Origin of the sequence: Mycobacterium sp. 1274756.6, from assembly GCF_001668625.1 — a bacterium.
Lineage (GTDB): Bacteria > Actinomycetota > Actinomycetes > Mycobacteriales > Mycobacteriaceae > Mycobacterium.
Genome location: NZ_LZLJ01000083.1, coordinates 108412 through 125205, shown reverse-complemented (window position 1 = coordinate 125205; position 16794 = coordinate 108412). Strand labels below are relative to the sequence as shown.

The following is a 16794-nucleotide window of genomic DNA, read 5'->3' as shown; positions in this document are numbered from 1 at the left end:
AGGTGCCGGTGGAGATCACCAGCACGCGGGGGCGCGGCCACACGGTCAGCCGGTCCAGTCCGAGCGCGGCGACCAGCCCCACCACCGGCGCGGTGACCGGCCGGCCCGCGGTGAGCACGGTGTCCCCGGCGGCGACGTCCTCGCCGGCGCGGCGGATGTGGCGGCCCTCGCTGGTCGCCGCGCTCGGACTGGACCGGCTGACCGTGTGGCCGCGCCCCCGCGTGCTGGTGATCTCCACCGGCACCGAACTGGTGGCCCCGGGCACCCCGCTGCAACCGGGCCAGATCTATGAGTCCAACGCCGCGATGCTGGCGGCGGCGCTGCGCGACGCCGGCGCCGACGTCACGGCGGTGGCCACGGTCAGCGACGACGTGACCGAGTTCAGCGCCGTGCTGAACTCCCACGCCGCCGACACCGACGTCATCGTCACCAGCGGCGGGGTCTCCGCCGGCGCCTACGAGGTGGTCAAGGACGCGTTCGGCCGCGACGGCGGGCGCGGGGTGGAGTTCGTCAAGGTGGCGATGCAGCCCGGCATGCCGCAGGGCATCGGCCGGGTCGGCGACGTCCCGGTGATCACCCTGCCGGGCAACCCGGTCAGCGCGCTGGTCTCCTTCGAGGTGTTCCTGCGTCCCGCCCTGCGCGCCGCCCTCGGGTTCGCCGCGACGCACCGGCCCACCCTGGAGGCCGAACTCGCCGAGCCCCTCACCTCCCCGCGCGGCAAGCGCCAGTTCCGCCGCGGCGCCTTGGACCCGGTCAACGGCACGGTGACCAGCGCGGGACCGCCGGCCTCGCACCATCTGCGGTTCCTGGCGTCGGCGAACTGCCTGCTCGACATCCCCGCCGACGTCACCGAGCTGCCGGTGGGGGCGCCGGTGCGGGTGTGGGACCTGCGCTGACCGCGATCGGCCGCGGGCCGGCCGGCTCGAGTCCCCTCTAGGATGTCCGGATGGCCCGCCCGCCCGACCTCGAGACCGCCCCGACCGCCCAGCGCCTGTTGAACCTGGTCCGCACGACGGTGCCGCCGGTGCACGCCGCCGGCATCCCGTTCATCGCCGCCGGCCTGTCGGTCGCGCTGGTCGGGCACCGGTACCGCTGGGTGCGCCGCGGCGGTCTGGCCGTCGCCGGCGCCTGCGCCGGCTTCTTCCGGCACCCGCCGCGGGTGCCGCCGTCGACGGTCGGTGCCGTGGTCGCCCCGGCCGACGGCACCGTCTGCCTGGTCGACACCGCCGCCCCGCCGCCCGAGCTGGGCCTGCCCGACACCCCGCTGCCGCGGGTGAGCATCTTTTTGTCGCTGTTCGACGTGCACGTGCAGCGGGCGCCGGTCTCCGGCGAGGTGGTCGCGGTGACCCACCGGCCGGGCCGGTTCTACTCCGCGGAGCGCCCGGTGGCCAGCGCGGACAACGAACGCACCAGCCTGGTGCTGCGCACCCCCGACGGCGCCCAGGTGATCGCGGTGCAGATCGCCGGGCTGCTGGCCCGCCGCATCGTCTGCGAGGCGAACCCCGGCGACCGCCTGGCGATCGGGGACACCTACGGGCTGATCCGGTTCGGCTCCCGGCTGGACACCTACCTGCCCGCAGGCACCGAGCCGACGGTGCGGGTGGGCCAGCGCGCCGTCGGCGGCGAGACCGTCCTGGCCGAGCTGGCATGACCCGCACCGGCCGGCGGGCGGTGGGCCTGCGCATCCTGCCCGGGTCAATGACCGTCCTGGCGATCTGCGCCGGGCTGACCTCGATCAAGTTCGCGCTCGACGCCGAACCGCACCTCGCGATGGCGATGATCGCCGCGGCCGCCATCCTCGACGGCCTCGACGGGCGGGTGGCCCGCTTCCTCGACGCCGCGTCGCGGATGGGCGAGGAGATCGACTCACTGGCCGACGCGGTCAACTTCGGGGTGGCGCCCGCCGTGGTCATCTACGTCACGATGCTGCCGACCTCCCCGGCCGGCTGGATCGCGGCGCTGCTGTACGCGGTGTGCATCGTGTTGCGGCTGGCCCGGTTCAACGCGCTGCTCGACGACACCGCCCAACCCGCCTACACCCGCGAGTACTTCGTCGGGATGCCGGCCCCGGCCGGTGCGCTCGCCGTGATCGGCCCGCTGGCCGCCTACATGCAGTTCGACAGCGGCTGGTGGACCTCGGAGTGGTTCGTCTGCGCCTGGCTGGTGTTCTGTTCGGCGCTGGTGGTCTCGCGCATCCCGATGCGCAAGATGCACGCGGTGGCGGTGCCGCCGAACCTGGCGGCGCTGCTGCTGGCCGCGGTGGTGATCGTGGCCGGGGCCGCACTGCTGTTCCCCTACATCCTGATCCTGGTGCTCATCGGCGCCTACCTGATCCACATCCCGTTCGGGGTGCGCAGCCACCGCTGGGTGGCCGCCCACCCGGAGACCTGGGAGGACAAGCCGCGGGAGTGGCGGGCGGCCCGCCGGGCGATCCGGCGCGCCCAGCCCGGCCCGGCCCGGCGGGTGATCCGGCGCGCCCAACCCAACCGGCGCTCGATGACGCGGCTGGGGCTGCGCAAGCCGGGCCGATGAGCCGGCATCTGCGGCTGACGGCGCGGCTGAACACCGCCGCGGTCGACGCCCGCCGCGGCGTGGTGCGGCTGCATCCGGAGGCGCTGGCCGCGCTGGGCCTGCGCGAATGGGACGCGGTGTCGCTGACCGGGGCGCGCACCACCGCCGCCGTGGTGGCCGCCGCCGACCCGGCCGCCGCCCCGGGCCTGGCCCTGCTCGACGACATCACGTTGTCCAACGCCGGGCTCATCGAGAACGCCGAGGTGCTGGTGGCCGCGGCCGACGTCGCCGCCGCCCGCACGGTGAGCTTGACCGGCTCGGCGCTGGCCACCGCGCTGCCGACCGCCACGCTGCGCCGCGCCCTGCTGGGCAAGGTGCTCACCGTCGGCGACGCCGTCTCCCTGCTCCCCCGCGACCTGGGCCCCCGCGACACCGGCGAGGTCGGCACCGAATCGGCGGCCGGGGCGGCGCTGGCGGCGGCGGTCGGCATCACCTGGACCTCCGAACTGCTCACGGTGACCGCCGTCGACCCGGCCGCGCCGGTCAGCGTGCAACCCAACACCGCGGTCGGTTGGGGCGCCGGGCGCGCCGCGCCGGCCCCGGCGGCCGAACCGGCCCCGCCGGTCGACGACCTCAAAGGCGTCGGCGCGCAGGCCGACAAACTCACCGAGTGGCTGAAACTGGCGCTCGACCAGCCGCAACTGCTGCGCAGCCTGGGCGCCGACCCGCAGCTGGGCGTGCTGGTCTCCGGGCCGGCCGGGGTCGGCAAGTCCACGCTGGTGCGGTCGGTGTGCGCCGGGCGCCGGCTGGTGGAGCTCGACGGCCCGGACATCGGGGCGCTGGCCCCCGAGGACCGGCTGGCCGCGGTCCGCGACGCGGTCGCCGGGCTGCGCGCCGACCCCGGGGTGCTGCTGATCACCGACATCGACGCGCTGCTGCCCGAGACCGCCGCGCCGGTGGCCACCCCGATCCTGTCCGAGCTACGCGCCGCGGTGGCCGCCGACGGCGTGGCGTTCGTGGCGACCTCGACGATGCCCGATCGGCTCGATCACCGGCTGCGCAGCCCGGAGCTGTGCGACCGGGAACTGGTGCTCAGCCTGCCGGACGCCCCGACCCGCCGGGCACTGCTGGAATCGCTGCTGCGCTCGGCCCCCACCGGGGAACTGGAGTTGACCGAGGTCGCCGAGCGCACCCCGGGCTTCGTGGTCGCCGACCTGGCCGCGCTGGTCCGGGAAGCGGCGTTGCGGGCCGCGGCCCGCGCCAGCACCGCCGGACACCCGGCCCGGGTGCTGCAGGAGGACCTGACCGGCGCCCTGACCGTGATCCGGCCGCTGTCGCGTTCGGCGGCCACGGAGATCTCGGTGGGCGATGTCACCCTCGACGACGTCGGGGACATGGCCGAGACCCGCCAGGCGCTGACCGAGGCGGTGCTGTGGCCGCTGCAGCATCCCGACACCTTCGCCCGGCTCGGCGTCGACCCGCCGCGCGGGGTGCTGCTGTACGGCCCGCCGGGCTGCGGCAAGACCTTCCTGGTGCGGGCGCTGGCCAGCTCGGGACGGCTGAGCGTGCACGCGGTCAAAGGCCCGGAGCTGCTGGACAAGTGGGTCGGCAGCAGCGAGAAGGCGGTGCGTGACCTGTTCCGCCGCGCCCGCGACTCGGCGCCCGCGCTGGTGTTCCTCGACGAGATCGACGCGCTGGCGCCGCGGCGCGGCCAGACCGTGGACTCCGGGGTCAGCGATCGGGTGGTGGCGGCGCTGCTCACCGAACTCGACGGAGTCGAACCACTGCGCGACGTGGTGATCGTCGGCGCCTCCAACCGGCCCGACCTGATCGACCCGGCGCTGCTGCGGCCGGGCCGGCTGGAGAAGCTGGTCTTCGTCGAGCCGCCGGATGCCGCGGCCCGCGCCGACATCCTGCGCACCGCGGCCCGCTCGGTGCCGCTGGGCGCCGACGTCGACCTCGCGGCGCTCGCCGCCGACCTGGACGGCTACAGCGCCGCCGACTGTGTCGCCCTGCTTCGGGAGGCCGCGCTGACCGCGATGCGCCGCTCCCTGGAGGCGGCCGAGGTGACCGCCGCCGACGTCGCCGCCGCCCGCGCCGCCGTGCGGCCCTCGCTGGACCCCGCGCAGGTCGCGGCGCTGCGCGCCTTCGCCGCCGGCGCGTCCTGACCGGCGCCGGCTCCGGGTCGCCCCTGAGATCGACACCGATCCGGCGCCGAAGCCGCGATTTTCGCGCTCCGGGCCCGCTGGTACGTCGATTTCCGCAGTACCCCGCCGGCCGGGACCGCTGGTGCGGCAATGAGTTTCGGGGCGGGCACGGGCGATCGGGCGCGCACCGATTCGGTGCCGCCACCCGCTGATCGGTAGACTGCCTAGCGAACCAGACCCTGCCAACCCGACCGCGGGCTGACCGGCCTTGCGTCCAGCGCAGACCACACCGGAGTGTGATGCTCGCGATTCTGCTCGCCCACGCGGTCGCCGCGTCGGTGGCGCCGCTGCTGGTGCGCCGGTGGGGCAGGCGGATGTTCTATCTGCTGGCCGCGGTGCCCGCCGGGTCGCTGATCTGGCTGGTCGCCACCTGGCCGCAGGACGGTGAGCACCGCCGGACCGTGTCCTGGGTGCCGGGGCTGTCCATGGACATCGCGCTGCGGCTCGACACCCTCGCGGCGGTGTTCAGCGTGCTGGTGCTCGGGGTGGGCGCGCTGGTGCTGGGCTACTGCGCCGAGTACTTCCGGCCGGTGACCGGCCACGCCCCCGACCCGCGAGTACCGAGCTTCGCCGGGAAACTGGTCGCCTTCGCCGCGTCCATGTTCGGGCTGATGATCGCCGACAACATGCTGGTGCTCTACGTGTTCTGGGAGCTGACCACCGTGTTGTCCTTCCTGCTGATCGGCCACTACGCCGACCGGGCGGTCAGCCGCCGGGCCGCCACCCAGGCACTGCTGGTCACCACCGCCGGCGGCCTGGCGATGCTGGTCGGGGTGATCCTGATCGGCCAGGCCGCGGGCAGCTACCTGCTCTCGGAGGTGGTGGCGCACCCGCCGGGCGGCACGGCGGTCACCGTCGGCGTGCTGCTGGTGCTGGTCGGCGCGTTGAGCAAGTCCGCGATCGTGCCGCTGCATTTCTGGCTGCCCGGGGCGATGGCCGCCCCCACCCCGGTCAGCGCCTACCTGCACGCCGCCGCCATGGTCAAAGCCGGCATCTACCTGACGGCGCGACTGGCCCCCGGCTTCGCCGACTCGCCGGGCTGGCGGCCCACCGTGCTCGGGCTGGGCCTGGCCACGCTGCTGGCGGCCGGGTGGCGGGCGGTCCGCGAATACGACCTCAAACTGCTGCTGGCGTTCACCACGGTCAGCCAGCTGGGCCTGATGATCGCGCTGGTCGGGGCGGGCAGCGGTGATCTGATGCTGGCCGGGCTGACGGTGATGTGCGCGCACGCCGCCTACAAGGCGGCCCTGTTCATGGTGGTCGGGATCATCGACCACGGCACCGGCACCCGCGACATCCGCGACCTGGCCGGGCTGGGCCGACGGTTTCCGGCGCTGGCGGCGATCGCGGTACTCGGCGCCGCCAGCATGGCCGCGCTGCCCCCGTTCCTGGGGTTCGTGGCCAAGGAGGCCGCGTTCGCCGGGCTCGCCGAGGCGTCCGGCCCGACCGGCCCGGTCGCGCTGACCGCGGTGCTGATCGGCTCGGTGTTCTCGATGATCTACAGCCTGCGGTTCATCTGGGGGGCGTTCGCCGCCAAGGGGCAGCGCGGACCGAGCACCCGGGTGGCGTTGGCCACCCGCCCGACACGCTCGTTCCTGCTCGCGCCGGGGGTGCTGGCCGTGGCCGGGCTGGCCCTGGGGTTGGGCGCCGGCCGGCTGGACACCGTGCTGCGCGGTTACGCCGGAACCCTGCCCGGCGGGCTGACCAGCCGGCTGGCGCTGTGGCACGGCGCCAACCTGCCGCTGCTGCTGTCGGTGCTGGTGATCGCGGCCGGGGCGGCGGTGTTCGCCGCGCGCGGCCCGCTGCAGCTGACCCGGCTGCGCCGGCTGCCGCTGGGCAACGCCGACCGGGTGTACAACGCGGTGATCCAGGCCCTCGACGTGGCCTCGGTGCGGGTGGCCGGGCTCACCCAGAGCGGTTCGCTGCCGGTCAACCAGACGATGATCCTGGTCACCTTCGTCACGGTGCCGCTGGTCGCGCTGGCCGCCGGCGCGCGCCCCGACCTCAGCGTGCTGTGGTGGGACTCCCCGCTGGAGGTCACCATCACCGTCGTGATCGTCGGCGCGGCGCTCGGGGCGACGCTGACCCGCAACCGGCTCTCGGCGGTGCTGATGGTCGGGATCACCGGCTACGGCTGCGGGATGGTGTTCGCCTTCCACGGCGCCCCGGACCTGGCGCTGACCCAGGTCCTGGTCGAGACCATGACGCTGGTGATCTTCGTGCTGGTGCTGCGGGCGCTGCCGGCCGAGACCGCCGCGGTGCCGCGCCGGTCGCGGCTGCCGCGCGCCGCGCTGGCGGTGGCGGTCGGGGCGTCGGTGACCGTGCTGGCGGCGTTCGCGATGGCCGCCCGCTCCGGGGTCGGGATCGCCGCGCTGCTGCCCGAGGCCGCCTACCAGCGCGGTCACGGCTCCAACACGGTCAACGTGCTGCTGGTCGACATCCGGGCCTGGGACACCCTCGGCGAGATCTCGGTGCTGCTGGTGGCCGCCACCGGGGTGGCCTCCCTGGTGTTCCGGCACCGCCGGTTCGGGGTGGCCCCCCGCGTCGTCGACGCCACCGACCACGATTTCGGTGCCGCCACCCCGTACAGCCCGGCGATCGGGGACACCACCTGGCTGGTCGGCAGCGACTACCGCGACCCCAACGAGCGGTCCCTGGTGCTCGAGGTGGTCACCCGGATCATGTTCCCGCTGATCATGGTGGTCTCGGTGTACTTCTTCTTCGCCGGGCACAACACCCCCGGCGGCGGGTTCGCCGGCGGGTTGACCGCCGGGCTGGCGCTGACCCTGCGCTACCTGGCCGGCGGCCGCTACGAGCTCGGCGAGACCCTGCCGCTGGATGCCGGCAAGGTGCTCGGGGTGGGGTTGACGCTGGTCGGCGGCACCGCGATCGGGTCGCTGCTGCTGGGGGCGCCGGTGCTGTCCTCGGCGGTGCTGTCGGTGGACCTGCCGGTGCTCGGGCACGTCACGCTGGTGACCGCGCTCTTCTTCGACCTCGGCGTCTACCTGGTGGTGGTCGGGTTGGTGCTCGACGTGCTGCGCAGCCTGGGCGCCCGGCTGGACGAGGAGGTGCCGGCCACGCCGGCCGGGCCGCTGGTGGAGACCCGATGAGCGCGCACCTGTTCTCGCTGCTGACCATCGGCGCCCTCGTCGCGGCCGGGGTCTACCTGCTGCTGGAGCGGCAGCTGACCCGGATGCTGCTGGGGTTGTTGATGATCGGCAACGCGGTCAACCTGCTGATCGTGCACGTGTCGGGCCCGCCGGGTAACCCGCCGGTGCAGGACAGCTCCGCGGGCAAGGACACCGCCGCCGATCCGCTGGCGCAGGCGATGGTGCTCACCGCGATCGTGATCACGATGGGGGTGGCGGCGTTCGTGCTGGCGCTGGCCTATCGCTCCTACCGGCTGACCACCGCCGACGTCGTCGGCGACGACCCGGAGGCGACCCGGGTCTCGCAGCTCTCCGACGAGGAGGCCATCGCCGCCGAGCAGGACGTCGACGACGCGGTCGACCCGCACGAGCTGGACGCCGTCGTCGACAGTCCGGAGCCGTCATGAGCCTGGCCGCGGCGTTGACGCCGCTGCCGGTGCTGCTGCCCACCCTGGGGGCGGCGCTGACGCTGGTCGTCGGGCCGCGCCCGCGGGTGCAGCGCGCGATCACCCTGGCCGTGCTGGGCGCGGTGACCGCCGTCGGCGCCGCACTGCTGTATCTGACCGACCGGGACGGCACGCTGGCGGTGTCGGTCGGCGGCTGGGGTCCGACCGATGCCGGGCTGGGGCCGCTGGGCATCTCGCTGGTGGTCGACCGGCTCTCCGCGCTGATGCTGGTCGTCTCGGCGATCGTGCTGCTGTGCGTGGTCGTCTACGCGATCGGGCAGGGGGTGCGCGACGGCGACGACCGCCAGCCGATCTCGATCTTCCTGCCCACCTACCTGTCGCTGGCCGCCGGGGTCGGCATGGCGTTTCTGGCCGGGGACCTGTTCAACCTGTTCGTCGGCTTCGAGGTGCTGCTGGCGGCGAGCTTCGTGCTGTTGACCATCGGCGGCAGCGCCGACCGGGTGCGGGCCGGCATCGGCTACGTGATGGTGTCGATGGTGTCGTCGCTGATCTTCCTGGTCGGCATCGCGTTGGTCTACGCCGCCACCGGCACCCTCAACCTGGCCGAGTTGGCCACCCGCACCGGGGATCTGGGCACCGGCATCCGCAGCGCGATCTTCGCGGTGCTGCTGGTGGCGTTCGGCATCAAGGCGGCGGTGTTCCCGCTGTCGGCGTGGCTGCCCGACGCCTACCCGACGGCGCCGGCGCCGATCACCGCGGTGTTCGCCGGCCTGCTGACCAAGGTCGGGGTGTATGCCGTCATCCGGGCCCATTCGCTGCTGTTCCCGGCGGGCCGGCTGGACCCGGTGCTGCTGGTGGCGGCGCTGCTGACGATGCTGGTGGGCATCTTCGGCGCGATCGCCCAGAGCGATATCAAACGGCTGCTGTCGTTCACCCTGGTCAGTCACATCGGGTTCATGGTGTTCGGGGTGGCCGTGGCCAACGAGCTCGGGATGGCCGGCGCCATCTACTACGTGGCCCACCACATCATCGTCATGACCACCCTGTTCCTGGCGGCCGGGCTGATCGAACGGCAGGGCGGCTCCTCCAGCCTGCAGCGCCTCGGCGGGCTGGCCGCCAGCCCGCTGCTGGCGGCGGTGTTCCTGGTGCCCGCGCTCAACCTCGGCGGGATCCCGCCGTTCTCCGGGTTCATCGGCAAGGTGGCGCTGCTGCAGGCCGGCGCGCAGAACGGCTCGGTGCTGGCCTGGACGCTGGTGGGCGGCGCGGTCGCGACCAGCCTGCTCACCCTGCTGGTGATGGCGCGGGTGTGGACGCGGGCGTTCTGGCGGCCCCGGGTCGACGCACCGGAGGGCGCGTTGGCGGCGGCCGCGCCCAGCGTGCTGCTCGACGAGGCCGAGGACATCGCGTTCGTCGACCGCGACGACGTCGGCCGGATGCCGGCCGGGATGCTGCTGCCCACCCTGGCGCTGATCGCGGTGGGGTTGGCGTTGACGGTGGCGGCCGGTCCGGTGTTCGGTTACGCGGGCCGCGCGGCCGCCGAGGTGATCGACCGCGGCGAGTACATCTCCGCGGTGCTGACCCCCGGCGGTGAGCGGTGAGGGCGGCCGGGCTGCGGGTGCTGACGGTCATCGCGCTGGCCGCGGTCTGGGTGCTGCTGTGGGGGCGGGTGACCCCGGCCAACGTGCTGGGCGGGATCGGCGTGGCGGTGCTGGTGCTGGTGGCACTGCCGATGCCGCGGGTGCCGGTGCAGGGTTTGCTGCACCCGGTGGCGCTGCTGCGCCTGCTGGTCCGGGTGACCTGGTATCTGCTGCTGTCCAGCCTGCAGGTGGCGTGGCTGGCGGTGCGGCCGGGGCCGGTGCCGCGCAACGGGGTGTTGCGGGTGCCGCTGAGCATCAAATCGGATCTGGTTCTGGTGCTGGCCGCCAACATCACCACCCTGATCCCCGGGTCGATCGTGCTGGAGATCGACCAGGTGCGCCGCATCCTGTACTGCCATGTCCTCGACGTCGGCTCCCCGCGGGCGGTGGCGCAGTTCCGCCACCAGGTCGCCGAGGTGGAGCGGCTGCTGGTGGCGGCGTTCGAGCGGGAGAAGGAGTGGCAGCCGTGACCGGCATCTGGCTGGCCGCCGGGGTCATCCTGGGCGTGGCCGCGATCATCACCATGTACCGGCTGCTGGCCGGGCCGACCACCTTGGATCGGCTGGTCGCCGTCGACACCCTGGTCGCGATGGCGATGTGCGGTATCGGCACGTTCGCCGCGGCCAGCGGCGACACCACCGTCACCTACAGCCTGGCGGCGCTCGCGCTGATCAGCTTCGTCGGCTCGGTCAGCGTCGCGCGGTTCCGGGTCCCCGACAAGCGGAGGCGGCCGTGAACGTTCCCGATCTGATCGCCGGGCTGCTGGTGCTGGCGGGTTCGGTGCTGGCGCTCACCGCGGCGATCGGGGTGTTGCGCTTCCCCGACACGCTGGCCCGGATGCACTCGGCCACCAAACCGCAGGTGCTGGGGCTGCTGCTGGTGCTCGCCGGGGCCGCGCTGCGGCTGCGGGGCAGTTTCGACGTGGGGATGCTGGTGGTGACCGGGCTGTTCATCGTGATCACCGCCCCGGTGGTCGGCCACCGGGTGGCCCGGTTGGCCTACCGCGAGCAGGACATGAGCGAGCTGGTGGTCGACGAGATGAACGAGTAGTGCGCTACTCGTCGTCGCGGGTGCGGCTCAGCTCGAACGCCACCCGGTCGGCCAACCCGTCGACGGCGTCGCGCAGCGCGGTCAGCCGGGCCGCCGGCGACGGGGCGGCCAGCACCGCATACCGGTCGGCGGGCCCGATCGGCGCGCGGGCCGCCAGCGCGTACAGCCGCTCCCCCGCGGGCTCGGGCAGCCGCCCGAAGACCGCCGCGGACGGGGCGCGCACCCCGCGGGCGGCGGCCAGCCGCCGATACACCCCGAGCAGCCGGTCGGTCACCGCCCTCAGCTCGGCGTCGGCCACCGGCTCGCCGGGCTCGTCGGGCCAGCTCTGCACCCGGGCCCGCGGATACGGGTCGTCGGGCAGCCAGTCCAGCACCCGGATGCGTTCCCCGGCTTCGCCGATCACCGCGTGCTGACCGAAACCGAGTTTGCGGTGGCGGGCGATGCGCACCGCCACGCCCACGTCGCAGCGTCGGTCCCCGCCGCCCACCTCGCGTCCCGCGGCGATGAGCACCACCCCGAACCGGCGGTCGGCGGCCAGGCAGTCGGTCAGCAGCGCCCGGTAGCGCGGTTCGAAGATCCGCAGCGGCAGTTCCTCCCCGGGCAGCAGCGCCGCCTCCAGCGGAAACATCGGCAGCAGCACGGGTTTACAGTTCCAGTTCGTCGATGAGGGCGTCGACCACCACCCGCAGATCGCCGTCGTGTTCCTCGGCCACCCGGCGCTGCCGCTGGTAGGACGCGCCGTGGCGGTAGATGTCCTCCACCGCGGCCAGTTCGTCGACGCAGTTGAGGGTCCGCGCCACCGGTTCGAGGCGGGTCAGCAGGTCCTCGATGTCCGCGGTGACCAGCCGCTCGTTGCTGTCGGCGTCGAGGATGATCTCGGCGTCCAGCCCGTACCGCGCGGCCCGCCACTTGTTCTCCTGGACGTGCCACGGCGGCATCACCGGCAGCAGCTCGCCGGCTTCCAGCCGGTTGTCCAGGTCGACCACCAGGCAGTGCGTCAGCGCCACCAGCGCACCGAGCTCGCGCAGGTTGGACACCCCGTCGCAGACGCGCAGCTCCACGGTGCCCAGTCGCGGGGACGGCCGGATGTCCCAACGGATTTCGTTGAGGTCGTCGATGATGCCGGTCTTCTTCTGGTCGTGGACGAACCGCTCGAACTGCCGCCAGGCCTGGAACTGGAACGGCAGCCCGGCGGTCGGCAGCTGCTGGAACATCATCGATCGGTTGCTGGCGTACCCGGTGTCGTCCCCGCCCCACCACGGCGACGACGCCGACAGCGCCAGCAGGTGCGGGTAGTAGTTGAGCAGCGCGGAGATGATCGGCATCGCCTTGGACGCCGAGCGGATGCCGACGTGCACGTGCACACCCCAGATCAGCATCTGTCTGCCCCACCACTGGGTGCGCTTGATCAGCTCCGCGTAGCGCGGCGCGTCGGTGAGTTCCTGCGACGACCAGCGCGCGAACGGATGCGTTCCCGCACTGAACAATTCCATCCCGCGGTCGCGCACCACCTGCCGCGCCGTGCGCAGCGTCTCGCGCAGATCGGCCATGGCCTGCGGGGTGTCCTCGCAGATGTCGGTGACGATCTCGACGGTGTTGCGCAGCAACTCCTTGTGCACGCGCGGGTTCTCACCGATCTCGGCGATCACCTCGGCGGCCTCGTTGGACAGGTCGCGGGTGACCGCGTCGACGAGCGCGAACTCCCACTCCACCCCGATCGTGGGCCGCGGCGAACCGAGGAACCCGATCCGGGCGGGCGTGTGGTCGTCGGGAGTGTCAGCTCCCCGGGCTGATGACACCGCAGGCCACCCGCTGGCCGGCGTCGCCAGTCTTCATCGTGGTCTCGTCGGGGCCGGGGGTGCCGTCGATCTGGACGTACCGGTCGGCGGGGATGTTGGCGAAGTTGTCGTCCCCGGCGTGGATGATGATCGAGGTTCCGGCGCCGGCTTCCAGGTCCGCACGGCTGAACGCGTCGGTCGTGGTGACCAGCAGGCCCTGCCCGTCCTGGCGGATCTGCAGCGAGGTCAGGTCACCGCTGGCCGGGTGGCCGTGGTGGTCCGGAACCCGGAAATGCCCGCCCGCGGAAAGGAAGTCGCCCGGCTCCCCGCCGGCGGGAGCCACCGAGTCGGCCTCACATTTACCCACCTCGTGCAGGTGCAGGCCGTGGAAGCCCGGGGTCAGCTGCCCCTCCCCGGTGGTGCGGACGGTGATCTTGACGAAGTCCTCGGTGAAGTCGAACTGGGCGGTCGCGATCTGCGCGCCGTCGGGCCCGCGCAGCTCGGTGGTCACCACGTCGGACTGCGCCGCCTGCTCGTCGGGGGTCTCCGGCGCCGGTGACCCGGTCCAGATCGACGGCGCCGGCCCGGGGCCGTCGGCTTCCGGCTGGTGCGGGCTGCAGCCGCTGAGCAGCACGGCGGGGACCGCCAACGCGGCGGCGGCAAGCGGGGCAACTGTGTGACGACTGGGCTTAACCATGGGGAGAGCTTAGCGGGTCAACCGGCCACCACGACGATGACGCCCGGTGGTTGATCGGCCACGTCGGGGTCCTCGATGCGCGGCTCGACCGGCGCGTCGAGCAGTTTGCCGATCGCCTCGGCGGCCCGCTGCTCGTCGGCGTCATCGGGGGTGAAGTACACGGTGGTCTGCGACACGTCGGTCAACACCAGGTTGGTGACGTCAGTGACCTTGTAGTGCTCCTCACGCAACCGGTCGGCGGTGGCGCCGGCCAGCCCCTCCTGGTCGGTAATGTTGTACACCCGCACGTCGACGTCGGGGATGGCCGCTTCGGTCGTGGTGGTGGTGGTCGTGACGCTGCTGGTGGTGGTCGAGACCGCGTCCTCGTCGCCGGAGTCGCCCGACGTCAGCCACTGGAAGCCCAGCAGCAGGAAGATCACGCCGAGAAACAGCAGCACCATCACCATGGCGCGCAGCGGCAATCCGGAGGAATCCGGGACGTGGTCGTTCATCGCGCCCACTGTAACGGGGCGCGGGTGCGGCGGCGCAAACCTGTCCGCCGTCGCGGCGCGCTAGGGGAGTTCAAAGCCGAGCCGTCGGGCCGCCTTCGCCTTGAGTCGGGTGGCCCGCATCCGGCGCAGCCGCTTGACCAGCATCGGGTCGACGGCCAGGGCGTCGGGGCGCTCCACCAACGCGTTGAGCACCTGGTAGTAGCGGGTGGCCGACAGCCCGAACAGCTCTTTGATGGCTTCTTCCTTGGAGCCGGCGTACTTCCACCACTGCCGCTCGAAGGCCAGGATGTCGTGTTCACGGCGGGTCAAGCCGTCGATGGTTTCCGAGTCGTCTGCTGATCGATTAGTCCGCGCCATGGCGCCGTCCATCTCGTTGACCGGACCCTTCCCCACACTGGAATGACAACACTGTGTTTCGGCGCATATTCAATCACGTCCGAGCGGACTGGCCGGTAACCCGACCCCGCGAGTCGCCCGCGCCGGCGCGATTTAAGCTTGCGGCTCATGGCCGTCGTACCCATCCGCATCGTGGGCGATCCCGTCCTGCACACCCCGACCCGCCCGGTGCCGGTCGGCGATGACGGGGCGCTGCCCGCCGAGCTGGCCGACCTGATCACCGACATGTTCGACACCATGGACGCCGCCAACGGGGTCGGCTTGGCCGCCAACCAGATCGGCGTCGACCTGCGGGTGTTCGTCTACGACTGCGCCGAGGACCGCGGCCGGCCGACCCGCCGCCGCGGCGTCGTGGTCAACCCGGTGCTGGAGACGTCGCCGATCCCGGAGACCATGCCCGACCCGGAGCACGACGACGAGGGCTGCCTGTCGGTGCCCGGCGAGTCGTTCCCGACCGGGCGCGCCGACTGGGCGAAGGTGACCGGCCTCGATGCCGACGGCGCCCCCGTCGCCCTGGAGGGCAGCGGGCTGTTCGCCCGGATGCTGCAGCACGAGACCGGCCACCTCGACGGTTTCCTGTACCTGGACCGGCTGATCGGCCGGCACGCCCGCGCCGCCAAGCGCGCGGTGAAGAAGAACGGCTGGGGGGTGCCGGACCTGTCCTGGCTGCCCGGCGACGTGCCCGACCCGTTCGGCCACTGATGAGCGAGCTGCCCAGCGTCGGCACCCGGGTGGCGGTGCGGTTCCGGTTGCCGGCCGGCTCCGAGCCGCCGCTGAGCGACGCGGTCGGGCACCTGCTGGCGGTGGCGCCGGTGGTGCGGGTGCGCACCAAGACCGGCGAGGTCGTCGAGTTCTCCCCCGACGACGTGCTCACCGTGCGCCGACTGACCGATGTTCCGGTGCGCAATTCACAGATCCGCGCGGTGGAACATGCGGCGGCGCTGGCGTTTCCGGGAACCGAGCAACGTTGGCTGGACGGCTGGCTGCTGCGGGTCGGCGCCGGCGCCACGTTCCGGGCCAACTCGGCGATCCCGCTGGAGATGGGGGCGTCGTTCGCGGCGGTGCCGGCCATCGTCGACTTCTACGTCGAACGCGGCCGCACCCCGCTGTTCGCCGTCCCCGACCGGCTGGTGTCGATGCGCGACGACACCCCCGTCGAACGCGAGAACCGCACCTTGGTCACCGAGTTGCCCGCGACCCTGCCGCACCGCCCCGAGATCGCCCTGGCCGCCGACCCCGGCCCGGACTGGCTGGCCGGCTACGACCGCGACGTCCCGGTCGGCGAGCTCACCGCGGTGCTCGACGGGCAGGTCTGTTTCGCCGTCGGCCCCGCCGGCGCGGTGGCGCGGGCGGCGATCACCGCCGCCCCGGACGGCACCCGCTGGGTGGGGCTCTCCGACGTCCGCGTCGACGCCGGGCAACGCCGCCGCGGGCAGGCCTCGGCGGTCTGCGCGGCGCTGCTGGCCTGGGCCGTCGAGCACGGCGCAACCGACGGCTACGCCCAGGTCCGCGACGGCGACGACGCCGCGCTGGGGCTGTTCACCGGCCTGGGCTTCACCCCGCAGCACCGCCTCCGGTATGTGCGCACCGAGGCGATCTGGGCCGGGCCGACCACCCGGCGGCGCTGACATGACTCCCGACACGCTGCGGCTGGCCACCTGGAACGTGAACTCGATCCGCGCCCGGGTGGGCCGGGTGACCGACTGGCTGGCCCGCGCCGAGGTGGACGTGCTGGCCCTGCAGGAGACCAAGTGCACCGACGGCCAGTTCCCGGCGCTGCCGTTCGTCGAGCTCGGCTACGAGGTCGTCCACGTCGGGGTCAACCAGTGGAACGGGGTGGCGATCGCCTCCCGGGTGGGCCTGGCGGACGTACAGGTGGGTTTTCCCGATCAGCCGGGTTGGGCGGCCAAGCCCGACACCGACCCGGCCGTGGAGGCGCGGGCGCTGGCGGCGACCTGCGGCGGGGTGCGGACCTGGAGCCTGTATGTGCCCAACGGCCGCACCCTCGACGATCCGCACTACCGCTACAAGCTGGAGTGGCTGGCGGCGCTGCGCGCCAACGCCGAGCGCTGGCTGGCCGAGGACCCGTCGACGCCGATCGCGCTGGCCGGGGACTGGAACATCGCCCCGTTCGACGACGACGTGTGGAGCATGGAGTTCTTCGCCGGCGCCACCCACGTCTCCGAACCGGAACGCCGCGCCTTCCACGCGTTCACCGAGGCGGGGTTCACCGACGTGGTGCGCCCGTTCACCCCCGGCCCCGGCGTCTACACCTACTGGGACTACACCCAGCTGCGGTTCCCCAAGCGGCAGGGCATGCGCATCGATTTCATCCTCGGCTCCCCCGCCCTGGCCGCGCGGGTCACGCACGCCGAGATCGTGCGCGAGGAGCGCAAGGGCAAATCGCCCAGCGACCACGCGCCGGTCCTGGTGGAGCTGCGCCGCTGACACTCGCGCCGACCGGCTCCCTG

Annotated in this window: 17 protein-coding genes and 2 pseudogenes; 13 read left to right on the top strand and 6 right to left on the bottom strand. The window is 73.2% G+C overall.

Annotated elements, in window-relative coordinates; all coding sequences use genetic code 11:
• A pseudogene (locus tag A5643_RS18760) lies at positions 1 to 238 on the bottom strand (molybdopterin molybdotransferase MoeA); the annotation flags it as partial.
• On the opposite strand from A5643_RS18760, the pseudogene A5643_RS13140 reads away from it, so the two are divergent.
• From A5643_RS13140 to mnhG, 10 genes and pseudogenes are all read left to right on the top strand, one after another.
• Positions 171 to 896 (top strand): annotated as a pseudogene (locus A5643_RS13140) (molybdopterin molybdotransferase MoeA); the annotation flags it as partial. The pseudogenes A5643_RS18760 and A5643_RS13140 sit on opposite strands and share 68 nt — an antisense overlap.
• 50 nt (positions 897 to 946) lie before the next feature.
• Entirely contained in the window at positions 947 to 1651 is a 705-nt protein-coding gene (locus tag A5643_RS13135; RefSeq protein WP_066856116.1) for a phosphatidylserine decarboxylase, read from the top strand.
• Positions 1648 to 2532: a CDP-diacylglycerol--serine O-phosphatidyltransferase gene (gene pssA / locus A5643_RS13130; protein WP_066856113.1), complete on the top strand. Its 885-nt coding sequence runs from the start codon at positions 1648 to 1650 to the stop codon at positions 2530 to 2532. Before A5643_RS13135 ends, pssA begins: the two co-directional genes overlap by 4 nt.
• Positions 2529 to 4679 carry an AAA family ATPase gene (locus A5643_RS13125; protein ID WP_066856110.1) on the top strand — a complete coding sequence of 717 codons (2151 nt, stop codon included), beginning with the start codon at positions 2529 to 2531 and terminating at the stop codon, positions 4677 to 4679. Before pssA ends, A5643_RS13125 begins: the two co-directional genes overlap by 4 nt.
• A 278-nt stretch (positions 4680 to 4957) precedes the next feature.
• The gene (locus A5643_RS13120) at positions 4958 to 7828 is read left to right on the top strand and encodes a Na+/H+ antiporter subunit A (RefSeq protein ID WP_066856171.1); all 2871 of its coding nucleotides are present in this window, start codon (positions 4958 to 4960) and stop codon (positions 7826 to 7828) included.
• Entirely contained in the window at positions 7825 to 8274 is a 450-nt protein-coding gene (locus A5643_RS13115; protein ID WP_066856107.1) for a Na(+)/H(+) antiporter subunit C, read from the top strand. Before A5643_RS13120 ends, A5643_RS13115 begins: the two co-directional genes overlap by 4 nt.
• Positions 8271 to 9872 carry a Na+/H+ antiporter subunit D gene (locus tag A5643_RS13110; protein ID WP_066856104.1) on the top strand — a complete coding sequence of 534 codons (1602 nt, stop codon included), beginning with the start codon at positions 8271 to 8273 and terminating at the stop codon, positions 9870 to 9872. The genes A5643_RS13115 and A5643_RS13110 overlap by 4 nt, the downstream gene beginning before the upstream one ends.
• Complete coding sequence (locus A5643_RS13105) at positions 9869 to 10381, top strand: Na+/H+ antiporter subunit E (protein ID WP_066856102.1); 513 nt, start codon at positions 9869 to 9871, stop codon at positions 10379 to 10381. Before A5643_RS13110 ends, A5643_RS13105 begins: the two co-directional genes overlap by 4 nt.
• Positions 10378 to 10647: a monovalent cation/H+ antiporter complex subunit F gene (locus A5643_RS13100; protein WP_082948950.1), complete on the top strand. Its 270-nt coding sequence runs from the start codon at positions 10378 to 10380 to the stop codon at positions 10645 to 10647. The genes A5643_RS13105 and A5643_RS13100 overlap by 4 nt, the downstream gene beginning before the upstream one ends.
• Positions 10644 to 10961, top strand: coding sequence for a monovalent cation/H(+) antiporter subunit G (gene mnhG / locus A5643_RS13095; RefSeq protein WP_066856098.1), 318 nt, complete (start codon positions 10644 to 10646; stop codon positions 10959 to 10961). Before A5643_RS13100 ends, mnhG begins: the two co-directional genes overlap by 4 nt.
• A 4-nt stretch (positions 10962 to 10965) precedes the next feature.
• Here mnhG and A5643_RS13090 read toward each other — a convergent pair whose 3' ends face one another.
• The 5 genes from A5643_RS13090 to napA are packed head-to-tail and all read right to left on the bottom strand — an operon-like array spanning position 10966 to position 14296.
• Positions 10966 to 11589, bottom strand: a complete 624-nt coding sequence (locus A5643_RS13090; protein WP_066856168.1) for an LON peptidase substrate-binding domain-containing protein — start codon at positions 11587 to 11589, stop codon at positions 10966 to 10968.
• 16 nt (positions 11590 to 11605) lie between these two features.
• Positions 11606 to 12760: a glutamate--cysteine ligase gene (locus A5643_RS13085; protein WP_082948942.1), complete on the bottom strand. Its 1155-nt coding sequence runs from the start codon at positions 12758 to 12760 to the stop codon at positions 11606 to 11608.
• A complete protein-coding gene (gene sodC, locus A5643_RS13080; RefSeq protein WP_066856092.1) occupies positions 12738 to 13436 on the bottom strand; it encodes a superoxide dismutase[Cu-Zn] in 699 nt (232 codons plus the stop codon). The genes A5643_RS13085 and sodC overlap by 23 nt, the downstream gene beginning before the upstream one ends.
• A 17-nt stretch (positions 13437 to 13453) precedes the next feature.
• On the bottom strand, positions 13454 to 13927 hold the full coding sequence (locus A5643_RS13075) for a LytR C-terminal domain-containing protein (RefSeq protein ID WP_066856089.1): 474 nt from the start codon (positions 13925 to 13927) through the stop codon (positions 13454 to 13456).
• A gap of 60 nt (positions 13928 to 13987) precedes the next feature.
• The gene (gene napA, locus A5643_RS13070; RefSeq protein ID WP_066856162.1) at positions 13988 to 14296 is read right to left on the bottom strand and encodes a nucleoid-associated protein NapA; all 309 of its coding nucleotides are present in this window, start codon (positions 14294 to 14296) and stop codon (positions 13988 to 13990) included.
• Positions 14297 to 14431: 135 nt separating this feature from the next.
• Here napA and A5643_RS13065 point away from each other — a divergent pair, with 135 nt between their 5' ends.
• From A5643_RS13065 to A5643_RS13055, 3 genes are read left to right on the top strand one after another with little or no spacing between them, the layout of a single operon-like run.
• The gene (locus A5643_RS13065; protein ID WP_066856086.1) at positions 14432 to 15025 is read left to right on the top strand and encodes a peptide deformylase; all 594 of its coding nucleotides are present in this window, start codon (positions 14432 to 14434) and stop codon (positions 15023 to 15025) included.
• Positions 15025 to 15951, top strand: coding sequence for an N-acetylglutamate synthase, CG3035 family (locus tag A5643_RS13060; RefSeq protein WP_066856083.1), 927 nt, complete (start codon positions 15025 to 15027; stop codon positions 15949 to 15951). The genes A5643_RS13065 and A5643_RS13060 overlap by 1 nt, the downstream gene beginning before the upstream one ends.
• A 16-nt stretch (positions 15952 to 15967) precedes the next feature.
• A complete protein-coding gene (locus tag A5643_RS13055) occupies positions 15968 to 16771 on the top strand; it encodes an exodeoxyribonuclease III (protein WP_066856159.1) in 804 nt (267 codons plus the stop codon).
• Positions 16772 to 16794: the final 23 nt, after the last annotated feature.